Source organism: Enterococcus sp. AZ020, assembly GCF_050499205.1.
GTDB lineage: Bacteria > Bacillota > Bacilli > Lactobacillales > Enterococcaceae > Enterococcus_L > Enterococcus_L dunnyi.
Map to the genome: position 1 here is coordinate 486,110 of NZ_JBIPAT010000001.1, position 16,439 is coordinate 502,548.

The window sequence follows — 16,439 nt, forward strand, 5'->3', positions numbered from 1 at the left end:
CAGCAGAATCACGAAACGATTGATTCTGCTGCTTTTTTATTTTTCATAAGTTCGTACTTCGGCTTTTGACTCTTGGATCATCTCCAACGTTCGGTCAAAATTACGAGAAGCATAAGCATAGAACAACACATCTACAACAATAAATTGATCATGTAACGAGGTTGTTGCCGCACTTCTAAGGACGGCTTCGTTTGAACGTACTGTCTGAAGTGAATAGGCTACCTTGTTGGTCAACGTGTTGTTGCCAAATTGAGAGAGCCCGATCGTTTTCAGCTGATGTTTTTTCGCTACATCAACTAAGCGCAGCACTTCCTTCGTTTCCCCCGAATGAGAAACACAGAAAAAGACTGCATCTTTTGGAGCTGAAACTAGAATCGTCACTAAAACATGAGAGTCTTGTACACAAACGACCGTTTTACCGATCCGATTCCATTTTTGAGCAATGTTTTCCGCCACTAAATAAGAAGCCCCTATGCCAAAAACATAAATGATCGGTGCAGCGACCAACAGATCGACGATCGTTTCTACTCGTTCTTCATTTAATAACGCGACTGTTTCCTGCATCGATTGATAGGCATTTCCCAATAATTTTGTCTTGATTTCATCGACCGATTCATTTGCTGTGATATCTGAATACCCTTCATACACAGGTGTTTCAATTTCAGCAGATAAACGAACTTTCAACTGAGTAAAACTAGACACATCGATTTTCTTACAAAAACGAATCACGGTTGCTGGACTCGTCCCTGCATAGTTGGCTAATTCTGCCGCTGTCATATCGATCACTTTTGTAGGATCTTCTAAAATCGCGTTTCCTATTTTTTGTTCAGATTTTGGCAGCACATCCAACAGACTGATAATTCTACCTTGAATATTTTCACCACTCATTTACTGCTCTCCTTTTTATGTACATTAGGGCGAATCATAGAAATTCGCCCCTGCATTCAATAATAAGTTATACTTCCCAATGGTACTGCTCGTTTTGCTCCAGTCGCATTTGGGACATTTCCGCTTCTATGCTGCAGTGTTTGATTTGCTAAAATAGCCATTGCAACAGCCTCTTTGGCTTCAGAAGAAAAACCGATCTCTTCTTGGATCAATACGCTAGCTTCCGGTAATTCTTCTTTGACCATCGTAACCAGTGTGGGATTATAACTTCCCCCGCCCCCGATAATAAGCTCTGTTTTACCCTTTATGAAAGGTCGAACCGCTTCTGTGATCGACTTTGCAGTGAACATCGTTGCCGTTGCTATCAAATCTACAGGATCTAATGGCCATTTCTCGATCAAAGCCATAGTGAACTGTTTACCAAAGTCTTCTCGTCCAGTTGTTTTTGGATATGCCTTTTGAATATAAGGATGTGCCATCAATTCGTCTAATAAAGCTTGATTCACTGCTCCTTGTTTTGCGTAAAAACCATCGTTGTCATACTCTTGACCGAAAAAGTGGACGCATAATTCATTCATGATCACATTCCCAGGCCCTGTATCAAATGCAATCATATCCGTCAATTTCCCAGATTCTGGCAGTACGGTAACATTTCCGATCCCACCAATATTTTGTAAAAGTCTTGTGGTGCCTCTTTTTTGGTACAATACATATTCTGAATACGGAACGATCGGTGCTCCTTGTCCGCCAACTGCCATATCTCTTTCTCTAAAGTTTGAAACGACTGTCGTCTTTGTTCGCTCACAAATAACAGCGGGATCTCCGATTTGCAAGGTAGATGCAACAAAATCCTCTCTCTCAAATGGAATGTGAAACAAGGTTTGTCCATGACTGCCGATAAATTCTAGCTCTTCACTTGAGATTCCTGCTTTTTCACACACTAATAGAGTCGCTTGTGCAAATCGTTCTCCTAATTCAACATTCAGTGAGCAGATCTTTTCAACATCAGAAGACTCTAACGATAGGGCCTCCCGAATTCTTTTCAATGTAGTTCTTTCAAACGGCAATGTGGAAAATGCTAGAAGCTCGACCATCGTCTCTTCATCTTTGCCGCTAATGTCAACTAAGGCTGCATCGATTCCGTCTAAAGAAGTTCCTGACATCAAACCAACTGCATATACCATTCTTTACACCTCTATTATACTGTTTTTAGTTTTAAATGTCTCCATTGCTTTAGTGACTCGTGACCTCGTGAAAAGCAAATTTCTGCCAAGGTCTAATATACGGCAGCAGAACTTGATCAGCAGTGGTAACTTTGCCAACAACGTTTGATTTACCCGAATTTTTCATAGGTAATAACGCTAATTGCAGTTCTCCTGCATAGTGTGCATACAATGATGTCTCTATGATGACATCACCAGTTTGCATATTCACCGTGTGAAACGGCGTAAAATCATGACCTTTGTACTTCACACGACTCTGTGTCGAACGAATAACATAGTCGGAAACATCTCCGCGATTAAAATGGAACTCGTTCAAAATAATATTTCTTTCCGTCTCAGGTGTTCTATTATCGATCTCACAATCAAACGTTAAACGATAGGGATCAAGCTCACTCAATGCTTTTAATTCGGCTTCTGAAGCAAAGGCATTAGCAATAATTACATCATCGATCAAATCTGTTGCCCACAAATGTTTAGCTTGTGTTGTGATTGGCCAGTTTCGATGCAGCTCCAAAGTACATAACCCCTCCTCAACTGGCCAAGGACCCACTTTGGCGGTAGGAGAATTGATAAAAGCAGCAGTTCGGATGCCTTGTTCTTTATAAACCTTTGTTGTTTCCAAAAAATGCTCATAACTTAAACCAGTATAACGATGAGGATAAAAATTATGGCAACCTAATAACTTATCTGCATTTGCTTGATAGCTTAAAATATTTTCTACATAACGCGTGCCTGAACTAATATTCAATTCGATCGATAGATCTTGCGGATTAAAACTCATAATCGATTCTTCGCTTCCAGTGAAGCCCATATCTAAACGAATCCCATCTGCTCCAAGTTCTTTAAAAAAAGATAAGTCATTATAACTGATCCCAAGTTCATTGAATACTTTTGGGCTAACATCTGCAATAACTTCCATGCCTAGATCTTTAGCATAAAAAATCGTTTCTTTAAATGCTGCAACAATTTTTTCTTTCCCTTCATCAACAGATAATAAACAAGTAAACACCCGTTTGAAATTATAAGTTGCTGCTAATGATAAATAGCTTTTGATTTCTTCTACGCTGCTATGATTTGGATAAATCGATAAGCCAAGTTTTCTCATTATTTTTGCTCCATTTCGTAAGTAACTCTCTTTTGTTCTGCTATTAGTCGACTGCTTTCAAAAAAAACTACTGCCAATATCCCGCTTACACCATAAATGATTTGCCGAACTCCATCTGACATATTCGGAAACAGTAAACTAGGAACCAAGGCGATCAAAAAAACGAGACAGCCAGTCAACCAACGATTCGGTAGCCAATTTTTCTTCTTTAAATAATGAGTCAGGAATAAACCAACGATAATAAAAACAACACTTGCTGTTAAAAATATGATCTTTGTCATTCTAATTTCCTCTCTTCTAAAACCAACTAAAATAAGAAACTGGAAATCCACCTAAGTCTATTTCCAGTATATCTATCTTAATTTGTTTCTCCCAAAGCATGCTCTTTTTCAAGTTCATTGTTATCATAGATCATCACAAATGGGTAATAAATCACCACAGAAATAACGATCAAAATAACATTCAATACAGCTGCCCGCCAGTCACCGCCTGTCGCCAAGTATGCACCGATCGGACCAGGCAACGTCCATGGTGCAGTGAAAATCACGCGATTCACTAAGCCTAGCTGTGTAGCAAACCAAGCAATCGTTGCTGTGACCATCGGTGTTAAGATAAACGGAATGATCAAAATAGGATTTAAAACGATCGGTGTTCCAAAAATCAACGGCTCATTGATATTGAAAATCGCTGGCGCTAAAGTAGCTTTACCCAATTTTGAAGCAAATTGCGATTTTGTCTTAAAAGCAAGTAATAAGGCTAACCCAATGGTACAGCCAGAACCGCCGATCCAAATGAACCATTGGTAAAAAGGTTCAGCTGCAATACTTGGCAGCTCTTTTCCAGCAGCCATCGCAGCAGTATTGCCATCTAATAATTGTAGCCACAATGGTCGAGCCAAGGAACCAACGATCGATACGCCATGAATCCCAAAAGACCAGAAAAAAGTGATCAAGAAAATCAAAAGTAACACACTAGGTAAGCTGTCAGCAGCACTCACTAAAGGGCTTACAATCTTTGAAATCGTTGAATGCCAGTCAAAGCCGATAAAGTAAGTCAATGTAGAAATTCCTAAAATTACGATCAAGGTCGGTGTCAATGTTTCAAATGATCTGGCAACTGCTGGAGGTACTTGTTCCGGCATCGTGATTTTAAATTTTGATTTATCTGTTAAACGATAAATTTCTACAGCTAAGATCGATGTAATGATCCCGACAAACATACCGCCACCGCCTAAATTAGCCATTGGCAATACAAAACCAGCAGTTCCTGCCGCATCCAGCGCCTCAGCTGGAATATTAACTGGAACAAATGTTAATAAAAATGCAATCGTAGATAAGATCCCGCCGGATATCACATCCAAATTATAAGTCTTAGATAAACTTGCACCAATACCAAAGGTAGCATACAACGTCATGATATACATCGTCATTCGATACGGTAACAGAATCGTTGCGGCATTAGCAGTTAAAAACTGTGTTACACCCCAACTGGCCGGTAGCGGCGGAAAGGCAATAATCAAGAAGAACGATCCGATAATGATCAAAGGTAATGTGGCAATGATTCCATCTCTTATCGCACGTAAATGACGTTGATTTGCCAGCTTAGCCATCGGTCCAGCTAAATGAACTTCAATAAACTCAGTAAACTTTTTCACTAAACTCATCTCCTAATTTACACTCATTTTATTTATAAAACCCTTACATAAAGCCCTTACAAAAAATCATAAAAAAACATAATTGCACAACCACTAATCATTTCCTGTCGTACGAAGAAATATAACCTTTTCTGTAAAACATGAACAAGTGCCTCTCTCTAATTCTCTGTTTTCTCCCTTCATTACTTTCGTTTTCCAGTTTTCGATATACATTCATGTTCTGTCAATCAATGCTTATTCCTCTCATCGACAAACCTATCATACAGCTAAAGAACTTTTTTTTCAATATTTTTTTATAAAAAAAGAAATAAAATTTCTTAATGATCAAAAAAAGAAAAAGAATAGTCTTTAATAGCTGTCATCTTCTCTCCTAAAAACTTCGTTTCAATACACTATATTGATCAGCAAATAACGAGGCTAACATAAAAAAGACTCCTTTTAAGACATAAGCCAGCAATTGAACATCACTTTTTTATCGAAAAAATAAATGATTCCTCTACTTATTACTTAGCATTAGCTCCTTTTTATTTAGCCTCGTTTGCACTTTATCTCGTCAAATCATAAAAAAATCAAATCCATCTTCTGGTTCTCCAACTTCAAACCCTAGTATAGCTGTTGCTTGTTTTTTAAACAGCGTAAACCAAGCATTCCAGTCATCATCGGATAATCTAGCATAAAATTGCAGCCCGCTTGGTTCTACAGACACCTCAATGATCTCTTCATTTTCATCATTGGCAAACCAAGTTGGAATCCCCTCATAGTATCCTTTCCACTGCGGCATTTCTGCATAAAGGAGTTGAAGACGTGTCCAGTAGATATCAGGCAATGTATAGTGAATATTCAAGTTATGATTGTGTACTTTCATTGATTAGCGGTTCCTTTTTCATAGATTTGGTACTGTTCTTCATTTAAAAAGTTATCATAGATAAAATCTACTGGATAAAGGGCTTTGCTAGACAAACAAATTTCTCCAATTTTCGGACCGATTTCAGGTACAATCTCTTTTGCTCTTTCACTATCAATAAAAACAGCGTAGCTAAATTCATCTTGTCTATTCATCAATCCAAAATAAATAGCACTGATCGAAGGGTCATTTTTGGCATAAGCAACTAAAAAATCAATGATTGCCTCAGGTCGTTCAGCAGGTAAACCAATATGAATCTTAGTATCTTGTTTAATGACATGATGAGAAGAAAAAACAGATCGATTCAACTGTACGCTATCTGTGTTCGGATTAAGCCATAAAAAATCAATTCCTAGATTCTCCTCAAAAAGCTTAACGATACCGTCGAAATCCAAAGCAATAAAGCGATCATTTTTTTTATAGGCCGGAACATGTTGACTGACATCTGTGTACGCATATAAAAATGTTTTCCCGTCCGGCATACTACCAACACTGATATGTCCATCCTCATTTATATCAAGGATCACATTTGAAGCTGTTTTGAGCCAAGCGATCACCTGCTTTATTCCTTCTTCATTTCTAGGATAATTAAATGCGTTTGACGGCGTAACCTTTTGCTTTTTTTTAAATAAGTTAAAAATAGTCATTTTCATTCTCCTTTTTCATTTACTTAGACTTAATAACAGTTAAAACGAGCGTCACTAGATTTTCTGAATAGTGCATATGATTCTTATTTAGCAAATAAGCCAGTTCAACTTTGTCTTTTAAACTGAATCGAAAAAAGAAACGTTGGTTCCAGCCTGAACACCAGTCTTTCAGTTGTTTTTCGATTTGATTTTTTACTTGCTGATCAGCAGCCTCTTTGTAAAGTAGTATTAGATCGAAGAAATAATCCCTTCTATTTTCAGCTGCTAAGATTTTAATGATCGACAATTGCGTAGATAGCTCTTTTCTTTCTTGAAACATCGGCAGTAGTTGCTCTTTGATTGCCAGCGAATAATTTTGGATCAGTCGCTCTATTGCTTTTTTACGCACTTCTCTAGAAGAATCAGAGACATAGTCGACAGCTAAAGACAACTGTTCTTCTAATGGTAAACAGTTGGACCAGTTCAACACTGACAATCTAATTTTCTTTTGCTTAGCATGGCGTAAAGACAACATCTGCTCTTGATCTCTGCAATCTTGTAAAAGTGCTAAGCCATGGACCGCACTGTTTAACTGGGTGTCCATTTTCGTAAGATAATAAGCTCTGCAGTCGATTTCTGGGAAATGCTTCCTCACGTATGCTAATGCCAATTCTTTGATTGCGGTTGTTCGATCTAAAAGTCTCGCTATCATGCGTCGATCCTTCAAGCGATTATTATAACACCATTCACAAGCTAACTTACGAATGATCATACTGTGATGGTTCAATAGTTCGTCTAGGTATTGTTCCTCCCATATCCTTTCTTTTTGAATTTCCCGAAATGTCCAGACTAAAATAACTCGATCTTTACTGACTAACCCATTTCTCATCGTTTGTTTTCGATCGTTCTCCTCTAGTAAAAAACTCCATTTAAAAGCTGTTCTGGCGCAATCATTATCAAAATTTCGTTGCCCGTTCAATAATAGCTGTGGGCGTTCTAAAACTGATTTCTGCAGTTGATTATAGATGATCCTATTTTCTTCATATGTCAGTTGCTTCAGCTGATCGATCAACGGTAAACAAAAAATCAATTCTTGTTCTGAAATGAATCGATTCTTTTCAGTGATCTCTTTGGACGCTCGTTCCCGCAAAATCTTAAGATGGTCATTCAACATCACTAATAAAAAACGAAGCGGTACTTCTTCGCTCTCTTCAATCAATTTTGACAAAGCAAATTCTCTGATATACCCATTGGGATGGCAGGTCAATCCACCCCAAAAGAATGCGGCATGTTTAAATGATAACTGCTGAAGATCGTCTTCACTGATCTCCAGCCAGCACCAATTGCTCCGACCATATGAAAAAGCGCGTAATTGTTTAAATGTATTCAAAAAACGTTTCGGTGTTTCTTCCTCGAATAGACGACTCAAATCCTCTAAATATCGTTCTCGACACTCTTGATTAATAATAATTTTTTGATAGCAATACTTGATTGCATCTGCTGTATTCTTTATTTCCTCATGTTCTGCTTGTAATACCAACAACTGACTCATTTGATTTCCTCATGATTCATTTATTTTCTTTATTGAAGATAGTTTCATTTTACCATATTAGAATTCTTAATATTTTTATAATCCAAGACATTGTACATGACCTGCAGAAATAGTTTCCCTATACTTGAGATAACACTTGTAATCAATCTATGTTTTATCAAGGAGGAAAAGAATGAATATTTTAGTCGTCGGTGGTGCCGGTTATATTGGTTCCCACGTGGTTAAGCAGTTAGCGGATACAGAGAATCAAATCGTAGTTTTAGATAATCTTCAAACAGGTCACGAAAAAGCAGTCACAAAGCCAGCGATATTTATTCATGGTGATGTAAGAGACAAGTCCTTACTTAGAAAATTGTTTGCTGAATATTCATTTGATGTTGTGTTTCATTTTGCAGCAAATTCTTCTGTTGAAGAATCAATGAAGGATCCTTTACTTTATTTCAACAACAATGTGTCTGGTCTTATTACCCTTTTAGAAGTTATGAATGAATTCGCAGTGAAAATGATCATCTTCTCTTCAACAGCAGCTGTTTATGGTGATACTTCTGAATCTGTGATTACGGAAAGTTCTGAGATCACACCAAAAAATCCTTATGGGGAAAGTAAATATATGATGGAAAAAATAATTCAATGGTGTCATACAGCATATGGTATAAACTATGTCGTCTTAAGATATTTCAATGTTGCTGGAGCGGACCTAACCGGGCTGATTGGGGAAGACCATCGTCCAGAAACACATTTGATCCCTATTGTCTTAGGAGTCCCGATGGGCAAAAGAGAGGCCATCACGATTTTCGGAAACGATTATGACACGAACGATGGAACAACAGTCAGAGATTATGTCCATGTGGTCGATTTAGCAGATGCACACTTATCAGCAATGGCTTATTTACTTGAGGGAAATGAAAGTACGATTTTTAATGTGGGTAGTTCTGTTGGTTTTTCTACACTGGAAATCATTCATAAAATTGAAGAGCAGACAGAAAAGACGATTCCAATCAAGTATAGCGAACGCCGAGAAGGTGATCCACATTCATTGATTGCTTCCAGTGAAAAAATCAAAGATGTCTTAGGCTGGACTCCTCTTCATACTGACTTAGATTCAATTATTGAGAGCGCTTGGTCTTGGCATTTAAATCATCCAAATGGCTACGAGGAATAAAAAAATAAACATCCATGTAACGCATCAAACCGCGTTACATGGATGTTTATTTTACTAGCTATGTCTATTTCCGCAAAATCTTTTCCATTGCTTTTCCTTTTGCTAATTCGTCTACTAATTTATCCAGATAACGGATTTTTTGCATCAGTTCATCTTCAATGTCTTCCACTCGATACCCACAAATAACCCCTTTGATCAGAGATACATTTGGATTAAGCTGCGGCGCTTCTTCGAAAAATGTTTCAAAATCATTCATTGAATCTATTTGACCTTGCAGCTCTTTTTCATCATAGCCTGTCAGCCAAAAAATAATTTCATCAACTTCTGCTTTCGTCCGTCCTTTTTTCTCTGCTTTTTGCACATAAAGCGGGTAAACGCTCGCAAAGGACATCCCAAAAATCCTCGGTTTCTTTTCAGTCATCTCTTCTCCAACCTTTCATTGATCAGATTTTCACTTTAGTATTCAGTCTTCAAAATCGTCTTTGTCCTTTTCTTGACGGAGTTGATTTATCACTGATAATAGTTCTTGAGTTTTTCTTTGTTCAACTTGCTTCAAACACCCTGCAATACGACTTAGATAATCTTTTTTCTCCAGCTCAAGTTTTTCATCCAAAGATATTTTTTGAGTCTTTTTTTGAATACTTGTATTGATAGAATGTTTATGTTCTTTCTCTTTACTCTTGCTTATTATAATTAACAGCAAGACAAAAATCAAAAATAGAATGAGCCACAACCCCATGATTTTTCACTACCTATCCTTTTTTATCACTAATAGCCGACTCTTTCAATTTTGTCGTTTTTTTGAAAAAGTTCTAAAAAAAGAGCGAGAAAAAGAAGTCTGCTCTATGATTTAAGACAAAACTACTTGCTTCTCGCTTTTTTTCGATTTAGTGTTTAAAATAAACCGAATGTTATCCTGATCCTCTCGATTTATTATTGACCTAAAATATCTAAGATGATTTGAGTATGCATTGCTGCACCTGTTTTGAAGCAGTCTTCCATGATTTTAAATTTTGGATGGTGATTCATATAGCCGCAGCCTTCAGCTGCTGTTCCTCCACCTAAAATAAAGAAAGATCCTGGCTTGACATCTGTATAAGCAGAAAAATCTTCACCGCCCATCATTTTAGGCGCTTCAAACATTTGCGCCTTTCCAACAACTTTTTCTGCCGCTGCCAGCACTAAATCTGTTGCAGCACTATCATTGTTGACCTCACTGTACCCTAAAAGATAATCCAGATCATACGTTGCATCGTACATCTTACAAACATGATCGATGATCGCTTCGATCCGTTGTTTGACATATTGGCGAATTTCTTTGTCATTCGTACGAACCGTTCCTTGAATCTGTGCAGTATCCGGAATGACATTTGCTGTTTTACCCGCATTGAATTCACCGATCGAAATCACTGCATTTGAAAATGGACTGATGTTACGTGAAACAATATTGTTCAAATTATTGATGATTTCAACACCGATCATGATCGGATCAACTGAAAGTTCTGGTGTCGAACCATGTGATCCTTTTCCTTGAATCTTCAATGTAAAGACATCAGAAGCGGCACTAGCAGCACCTTTTCTTGTACCGATCATACCTACAGGAATGTTTGGGGCAATATGCAGACCAAACACTAGATCCACATCATCCATTACTCCTGCTTCAACTAATAGCTTCGCGCCGCCTGGTGGTTCTTCTTCTGCCGGTTGAAAAATGAATTTCACAGTACCAGCAATTTTATCCTGCATCTCTGTCAGTGTTTTCACCGCGCCTAAAAGCATCGCTGTATGTGTATCGTGCCCACAAGCATGCATCACACCTGGATTTTCAGATGGAAATTCAACATCTGCCTCCTCAACAATAGGTAATGCATCGATATCCGCTCTTAATGCGATCGTCTTGCCTGGCTTGCTACCTTTTAAAATTGCGATCACACTATTTTCTGTCAACGAGCTGACTTCCAAATTAGGAAACTCAGCTAAGATCGATTGAATGTATTTAGCTGTCTCAACTTCGTGAAAGGATAACTCGGGGTGACGATGTAAATGTCTTCTCCATTTCACCATTTCTGCCTGCGGCATTTTCTCTTGGATATTTGTCATTCTGGTTCCTCCTTCAGGGTGTATCTATCATAGTATTTATTTTTGCTTCACAAATAAAATCGTAACTGCAGTCAATAATCCTGCTACTAAAAAGAAATAAAAAGTCGAAATATATTGCCCTCCAGATAATTCTACTAATTGACCGATCAATGTCGGCGCAACAAACCCGCCAAGAATTCCTCCTGTAGCAAGTGTACTATAACTCGGGGCAAATTTTGCTCCTTCAAATATTTTTAAAGGAATACTCATCATCGAAACAAAGGAAATGATCAAAAAGAAATTAGCTAATCCCATAACTAATGACAATAACACAAGATTTCCGATGAAGTATGATGAAAAGGTGGCTAAGGTTCCTAAAACAGCTGTAACTGCTACGACCGTTTTTTCCATATTCTGAAAGAAACGACCGACGATATAGCTGCCGCCAATAGAGCCGATCAACATAAATAGACCACCCACGCTGCTAACGATCGCTGCGCCATTTAGATCCAATCCACGCTCTCCCGTTAAAAAGCTCGGCAACCAATTTGACAATCCATATAAAATACAATTAAGGAAAAACGCACTGAAGAATATGATCCAAACACGGATATCCGACCAGATTTGCCAAATCGATAGCTTATCTGTCTTAGTAGCGACAGCGATTTCCTGTTCTTCTATTTTCTCTTTTCTTGGGATCACCAAAATAAGGAATATCGCAATCAAAACAGCGACCACAGTCAAAATCAGGTAAGCGTTTTTCCAACCAGCTTTGGTAATGATCGGTGATAAAACTAACGGACCAATGAACCCGGCGACTCCAGCAGAAGACAGCAGTATCCCTTGTGCAAAGGTTCGCTTTTCGGGTGCAAAATTCACCGTAACTTCCTTACTTGCCGAAGAGGCGTAACCGGAATGCGCAAGAAATCCTGTTAAAAAGCGAAGAGACATAAACATGATCAATGATGTCCCAAAACCAAATAGTAAAGAAAACAAGCCCATCCCAAATACAGAACCGATCAAAACAATTCTTGAACCAGCCTTATTGATCACTAGTCCCATTGGGATTTGCATCAACGCATAGCCCAGGAAAAAGGCGCTCATGATCATTCCTTTCGCCGCAGGCTCAAGTCCAAATTCTTCTGAAATCGGGATCAAAGAATACCCTACTGACATTTTATCGATATAGACCATCGTATACCCTAAAAATAGTGCAATTAATAACAACCCTGTCCTTTTTGATTCTTTTTTCTCCATAAAGACCTCCTCAAACGATAAAAACTGTGAGCTTATTCTCTAAATGAAAAAATAAATGTCGTTTTTGATGAACTTGATCGACAAATGTTTTTCTTCCCCACAATAATTGCTCATTCTTATAGTATAATCTATTACTTAACGAAAAAAAAGAATAACATGGCATTATTATTAAAAAAAAGTGAACGAAACATTATTTTAAGCTAAGTATATACACCATTTATTCTGATTTAAAATCAAGTAACAATTTAAGCTACCATAAAAAAAGTTCGAAAGTCAAGATATCCCCCAAAATGGGGATTTGACTTTCAAACTTTTTATATAACACGTTGATTTATTGTTATTGTTTTAGTAACTCTTTTTTGTGCAGGTATTCTTCTTCTGAGATCGTTCCTTTTACAAACTCTTCATCTAATAGATCAAGAGCAGATGAATGAGCACTAGCAGGGGCTGAATTTGAAGTATTTTTGATCATAGACTCATGAGATTGATTCCTTTGATTCTTCAAAAAGTAAATCACCGCAACAATCAGCACAGCGATCACTAACCACCAAATAAAGCCCATTCCTAATATATTTCCCCGCATCATCCCGCGGCTGCCATTAAAGTAAGTTGAACAATAGCCCATTTCGACATCTCCTATCTTGTTTTTACTTAGTATAAAGACAAAATATGGCAAAAGTGTGTCGAAATCATTTCTCATCTCAGCTTCTCAAAGAGAAATATGCTGGATCAATTTTTCATAAGAAGCAAAGGATGGATGCTTTGTGATTTCCCCTTCAGTGATCACCAATGACTGCTGATCGACGATCGCTTTTGTGAGGCGATCAGAAAACTCGGTAAAATCATTCGCTGTGTCTTCATTATAAGTCAATGAATAATACTTTGATTGACGATAGTACTTTTTCAATTGCTCAGATTTGATTGCTTGCGGCTGATCTGCAAAATATTCATCATAACGCGCTGAATCGATTTTCCCTTCTGTTACAGTCAATTGAAGTCTGCCGATCAGCCCATCACCAAAATCTTCTGCATAACCAATATATTTTGTGTCCGACGGCTGACGAATTTGGTCCGCCAACTCAGCAGCGATCACCATTAACCCTTCTCTAGCACTTGTAGATGAGCCTTTGACTGTATTAAAATGACCATCGACTCGATTTTCTTCACGCATTTGCTTTTCAACAAACGTAATACCATTCACTACTGTAACTAACGTCTCGTCTGTTCTTGGATTTTGTGCCTGAAAAAATGCATAATCGGACAATCGTTTGTTTGCTCCCGCGTATTTTGATTCATAATAGTTCTCAGCCCCATATTCATTGAATTCTACATTTACGATCGTATTTGCATCATCTGTAACGATTTCAACAATGCCTTTATTTCCGACATCAAAGTAACCTTCATTCGTGAAGTAATTTCCTTCCAATAATCCCAACGGCGGCTGATTTGACCAAAACATTTTTTTCAGCTTCTCTTCATAAGTATAGATAGGTTTAGGATTTGAGCCGAATGTTGTTTGTGTTGCTCCCGTCACGACATCATAATTATAAGACGTGTCTTCAAAGCTCAGCTTATTGACAATCTGCTCATTTGTTTCCGTCTGACTGGATGATGCTGGTTCTTTTTCAGTCGAATTGAATATGGCTTTCTTTTCTATCGTAGTTGATCTTTTTGTCTCTTTCCTTTGATCCGGCTTACAACCGACAAGAACGGTCAGAACGCATACAACCAAACCAGCCAGTACGTAATTTTTTCTCATTTAAACTTCCTTTCTATCGGTCATGTATTGAAGCGATAACCACTGCCCCAAATAGTTTCTATCGGTATTTCTGATAAATTCGCTTTCTTCAATTTTTCTCTGATACGTCCAACATGTACTACCACAGTATATATATCGCTGTCCAGCTCATCCATAGCCCAAACCTGACGAAAAAGCTGTTCTTTCATCCAAACCCGATTCGGATGTGTCATAAAGAAAAGTAATAAATCAAATTCTTTCGTTGTAAAAATGACCTCTTTCCCTAAAACATGGACTCTACGGGCACTTTTATCAATTACGATTTGGTTGCTTTCAATCGTTTCATTCGCTGAATCTGAACCTGTTAGTAGTTGGTAACGTTTGATATGCGCCTGTACTCTGGCTACTAATTCACTTGGACTAAATGGTTTGGTAAGGTAATCGTCCGCACCTAGACCTAACCCTCTGATTTTGTCGATATCCTCTTTTTTAGCAGAAACGATCATCAAGGGAATATTCTTTTTTTCTCTGATCCTTCTGCAAATTTCAAATCCATCCATCGATGGCAGCATGATATCTACGACGATCAAGTCAAAAGGCTCATTCAGTGCTCTGGTCAAGCCAACTTTTCCATCACTAGAGATTTCAGCTTCCATTTGATTGATTTCAAGATAATCTTTTTGTAATTCTGCAATGCTTGCATCATCTTCAATTAGTAATATCCTTGATTTTTTATCAGACATTCGACGATCCTCCATCAACTTTCTTCAATAAAATACTGACTGTTGTCCCTTTGTCCAGTTCACTTTCGATCATTACCTTTCCTTCATGCATATCGACGATTTGTTTAACGATCGCAAGTCCTAGCCCGCTACCGCCTGTCTGTGTCGGTCTAGCTTTTTCACCTCGATAAAAATGATCAAAAACGAAAGGCAGTTGCTCTTTAGCGATTCCTTGCCCATTATCTGTCACACGAATTTCTACGAACTGATCTTGATCAGAAATGTTGATGTCCACCGTAAGAGGACGTTCATTTTGCTTGAATTTCAGACTATTTTCAATTAAATTCGTAAAGACTCGATTTAACTGCATGCGATCACCGTATACCTTACTTGAAGAAGCTCTTTGATCAATAAGCTCCAGTGAAACCTGCTGCTTCCGTAACTGAAATTCTTCGATCAAATGTTTTAGGAACTCACTGATATTGATTGCTTCAAAATGAAAGGCTATGGCATCAGCATCTAATTTTGAATAAAGAAATAATTCTTCGATCAACTCGTTCAAAGCAATAGCTTTCGTATGGATCGTCCGCAAATACTTGTCTTGTTTTTCAGGTGAATCTGCTACACCATCAAGTAAGCCTTCCACATAACCGATGATCGATGTGATCGGTGTTTTCAAATCATGAGAGATACTGGCAACCAGCTCTTTCCGATTGATCTCAAGCTTTTCTTGTTCGTTCGTAGAGCTGATCAAAGCCGTCCGCATTTTTTCAAAATCATCTGTCAATTGCTTGACTTCCAAAGCAGTCTTTTCCGGCTGTTTGGTCATTGGCGCTTGTAAATGTCCTGTTCCTATCTCTGACATACCACTGCCTAAGTTTTCCAAAGGTTGAATGATCGTTTTCTTTAATAGTTGGTTTAAAAACAGCACTCCGCCAATAGACAATAATAAGATAAAAACAATGATCCAAATCCCCCACTTAGTCATAAAATCAAGGATGTTATTTTCTTTTTTTAATACTAATAGTGTTCCTGGAACCTGATTTTTAAAGTAGAAATCAAATTTCATATATCGATACAAACGTCCAGCATTGTCGATCGTTCCTCTGGTTTCAATATTATTGGCATCAAATTTAGGAAAATGAACGATCAATGATTTTTCTACCAGTTCTTGTGAATAGTAATTGATTTCTTCATTTTGACGTACAACGACGCCTAGAGATTCTCCTTCAAACTGCTGGATCATCTTTTTTACATCCTCTTCCGGATACAGTAATTGTTCCGGTTCTGTTTTTGCGATCCCCCGAAGTTTGACATACGCTAGTTCTTCCTCCGGGCTTAATGAACGTTGCTGCGTAAAGGTTCGGTATAACGTTCCTGGGCTAGGAATACGCCCAGTCGTAACGTACAAAACGATGCAAATAATAGATACCAAAGATAAACAAGCAATCGTTATTCCGCCAATATATGAAATGAGAAAACGCCTTTTGATCGTCATTTTTTTCTCCCTTTTCGCTATAAACCGGACC

The 16,439-nt window shown here is 37.9% G+C and carries 17 protein-coding genes; 1 reads left to right on the forward strand and 16 read right to left on the reverse strand.

The annotated features are described in order from the left end of the window. Positions 1-36 precede the first annotated feature (36 nt). From IGI58_RS02320 to IGI58_RS02355, 8 genes are all read right to left on the reverse strand, one after another. Positions 37-888 carry a MurR/RpiR family transcriptional regulator gene (locus IGI58_RS02320; RefSeq protein ID WP_429954646.1) on the reverse strand — a complete coding sequence of 284 codons (852 nt, stop codon included), beginning with the start codon at positions 886-888 and terminating at the stop codon, positions 37-39. A gap of 56 nt (positions 889-944) precedes the next feature. Next, positions 945-2,072 carry an anhydro-N-acetylmuramic acid kinase AnmK gene (gene anmK / locus IGI58_RS02325; RefSeq protein ID WP_429954644.1) on the reverse strand — a complete coding sequence of 376 codons (1,128 nt, stop codon included), beginning with the start codon at positions 2,070-2,072 and terminating at the stop codon, positions 945-947. Positions 2,073-2,121: 49 nt separating this feature from the next. Beyond that, complete coding sequence (locus IGI58_RS02330) at positions 2,122-3,216, reverse strand: DUF871 domain-containing protein (protein ID WP_429954642.1); 1,095 nt, start codon at positions 3,214-3,216, stop codon at positions 2,122-2,124. Then, a complete protein-coding gene (locus IGI58_RS02335) occupies positions 3,216-3,497 on the reverse strand; it encodes a hypothetical protein (protein WP_429954640.1) in 282 nt (93 codons plus the stop codon). The genes IGI58_RS02330 and IGI58_RS02335 overlap by 1 nt, the downstream gene beginning before the upstream one ends. Before the next feature lie 77 nt (positions 3,498-3,574). Next, a complete protein-coding gene (locus IGI58_RS02340) occupies positions 3,575-4,879 on the reverse strand; it encodes a PTS sugar transporter subunit IIC (RefSeq protein ID WP_225534294.1) in 1,305 nt (434 codons plus the stop codon). Positions 4,880-5,423: 544 nt separating this feature from the next. Next, entirely contained in the window at positions 5,424-5,735 is a 312-nt protein-coding gene (locus tag IGI58_RS02345) for a hypothetical protein (protein ID WP_429954638.1), read from the reverse strand. Further along, the gene (locus IGI58_RS02350; RefSeq protein ID WP_429954636.1) at positions 5,732-6,421 is read right to left on the reverse strand and encodes an enhanced serine sensitivity protein SseB C-terminal domain-containing protein; all 690 of its coding nucleotides are present in this window, start codon (positions 6,419-6,421) and stop codon (positions 5,732-5,734) included. Before IGI58_RS02350 ends, IGI58_RS02345 begins: the two co-directional genes overlap by 4 nt. A gap of 19 nt (positions 6,422-6,440) precedes the next feature. Further along, positions 6,441-7,952 carry a hypothetical protein gene (locus IGI58_RS02355; RefSeq protein ID WP_429954634.1) on the reverse strand — a complete coding sequence of 504 codons (1,512 nt, stop codon included), beginning with the start codon at positions 7,950-7,952 and terminating at the stop codon, positions 6,441-6,443. A gap of 172 nt (positions 7,953-8,124) precedes the next feature. Here IGI58_RS02355 and galE point away from each other — a divergent pair, with 172 nt between their 5' ends. After that, complete coding sequence (gene galE / locus IGI58_RS02360) at positions 8,125-9,114, forward strand: UDP-glucose 4-epimerase GalE (RefSeq protein WP_429954632.1); 990 nt, start codon at positions 8,125-8,127, stop codon at positions 9,112-9,114. Positions 9,115-9,178: 64 nt separating this feature from the next. Here galE and IGI58_RS02365 read toward each other — a convergent pair whose 3' ends face one another. From IGI58_RS02365 to IGI58_RS02400, 8 genes are all read right to left on the reverse strand, one after another. After that, a complete protein-coding gene (locus IGI58_RS02365; RefSeq protein ID WP_225534289.1) occupies positions 9,179-9,535 on the reverse strand; it encodes a DUF2200 domain-containing protein in 357 nt (118 codons plus the stop codon). A gap of 42 nt (positions 9,536-9,577) precedes the next feature. After that, a complete protein-coding gene (locus tag IGI58_RS02370; RefSeq protein ID WP_429954630.1) occupies positions 9,578-9,829 on the reverse strand; it encodes a hypothetical protein in 252 nt (83 codons plus the stop codon). Positions 9,830-10,047: 218 nt separating this feature from the next. After that, a complete protein-coding gene (locus tag IGI58_RS02375; RefSeq protein WP_429954628.1) occupies positions 10,048-11,214 on the reverse strand; it encodes an amidohydrolase in 1,167 nt (388 codons plus the stop codon). 36 nt (positions 11,215-11,250) lie between these two features. Beyond that, the gene (locus IGI58_RS02380; RefSeq protein ID WP_429954626.1) at positions 11,251-12,450 is read right to left on the reverse strand and encodes an MFS transporter; all 1,200 of its coding nucleotides are present in this window, start codon (positions 12,448-12,450) and stop codon (positions 11,251-11,253) included. 337 nt (positions 12,451-12,787) lie between these two features. Next, positions 12,788-13,075 (reverse strand): hypothetical protein, encoded by a 288-nt coding sequence (locus IGI58_RS02385; protein WP_429954624.1) that lies wholly within the window; start codon positions 13,073-13,075, stop codon positions 12,788-12,790. Between the two features lie 84 nt (positions 13,076-13,159). Then, positions 13,160-14,209: a hypothetical protein gene (locus IGI58_RS02390; protein ID WP_429954622.1), complete on the reverse strand. Its 1,050-nt coding sequence runs from the start codon at positions 14,207-14,209 to the stop codon at positions 13,160-13,162. Between the two features lie 20 nt (positions 14,210-14,229). Then, positions 14,230-14,931 (reverse strand): response regulator transcription factor, encoded by a 702-nt coding sequence (locus IGI58_RS02395; protein WP_429954620.1) that lies wholly within the window; start codon positions 14,929-14,931, stop codon positions 14,230-14,232. Continuing rightward, complete coding sequence (locus IGI58_RS02400; RefSeq protein ID WP_429954618.1) at positions 14,924-16,408, reverse strand: sensor histidine kinase; 1,485 nt, start codon at positions 16,406-16,408, stop codon at positions 14,924-14,926. The genes IGI58_RS02395 and IGI58_RS02400 overlap by 8 nt, the downstream gene beginning before the upstream one ends. Positions 16,409-16,439: the final 31 nt, after the last annotated feature.

Excerpts from the sequence above, each read along its gene's own strand:
- galE (WP_429954632.1), top strand. The coding sequence starts at position 8,125 with ATGAATATTTTAGTCGTCGGTGGTGCCGGTTATATTGGTTCCCACGTG.
- IGI58_RS02335 (WP_429954640.1), bottom strand. The coding sequence starts at position 3,497 with ATGACAAAGATCATATTTTTAACAGCAAGTGTTGTTTTTATTATCGTT.
- IGI58_RS02340 (WP_225534294.1), bottom strand. The coding sequence starts at position 4,879 with ATGAGTTTAGTGAAAAAGTTTACTGAGTTTATTGAAGTTCATTTAGCT.
- IGI58_RS02345 (WP_429954638.1), bottom strand. The coding sequence starts at position 5,735 with ATGAAAGTACACAATCATAACTTGAATATTCACTATACATTGCCTGAT.
- IGI58_RS02390 (WP_429954622.1), bottom strand. The coding sequence starts at position 14,209 with ATGAGAAAAAATTACGTACTGGCTGGTTTGGTTGTATGCGTTCTGACC.
- IGI58_RS02385 (WP_429954624.1), bottom strand. The coding sequence starts at position 13,075 with ATGGGCTATTGTTCAACTTACTTTAATGGCAGCCGCGGGATGATGCGG.
- IGI58_RS02365 (WP_225534289.1), bottom strand. The coding sequence starts at position 9,535 with ATGACTGAAAAGAAACCGAGGATTTTTGGGATGTCCTTTGCGAGCGTT.
- IGI58_RS02320 (WP_429954646.1), bottom strand. The coding sequence starts at position 888 with ATGAGTGGTGAAAATATTCAAGGTAGAATTATCAGTCTGTTGGATGTG.
- IGI58_RS02355 (WP_429954634.1), bottom strand. The coding sequence starts at position 7,952 with ATGAGTCAGTTGTTGGTATTACAAGCAGAACATGAGGAAATAAAGAAT.
- IGI58_RS02330 (WP_429954642.1), bottom strand. The coding sequence starts at position 3,216 with ATGAGAAAACTTGGCTTATCGATTTATCCAAATCATAGCAGCGTAGAA.
- IGI58_RS02400 (WP_429954618.1), bottom strand. The coding sequence starts at position 16,408 with ATGACGATCAAAAGGCGTTTTCTCATTTCATATATTGGCGGAATAACG.
- IGI58_RS02350 (WP_429954636.1), bottom strand. The coding sequence starts at position 6,421 with ATGACTATTTTTAACTTATTTAAAAAAAAGCAAAAGGTTACGCCGTCA.
- IGI58_RS02395 (WP_429954620.1), bottom strand. The coding sequence starts at position 14,931 with ATGTCTGATAAAAAATCAAGGATATTACTAATTGAAGATGATGCAAGC.
- anmK (WP_429954644.1), bottom strand. The coding sequence starts at position 2,072 with ATGGTATATGCAGTTGGTTTGATGTCAGGAACTTCTTTAGACGGAATC.
- IGI58_RS02380 (WP_429954626.1), bottom strand. The coding sequence starts at position 12,450 with ATGGAGAAAAAAGAATCAAAAAGGACAGGGTTGTTATTAATTGCACTA.
- IGI58_RS02375 (WP_429954628.1), bottom strand. The coding sequence starts at position 11,214 with ATGACAAATATCCAAGAGAAAATGCCGCAGGCAGAAATGGTGAAATGG.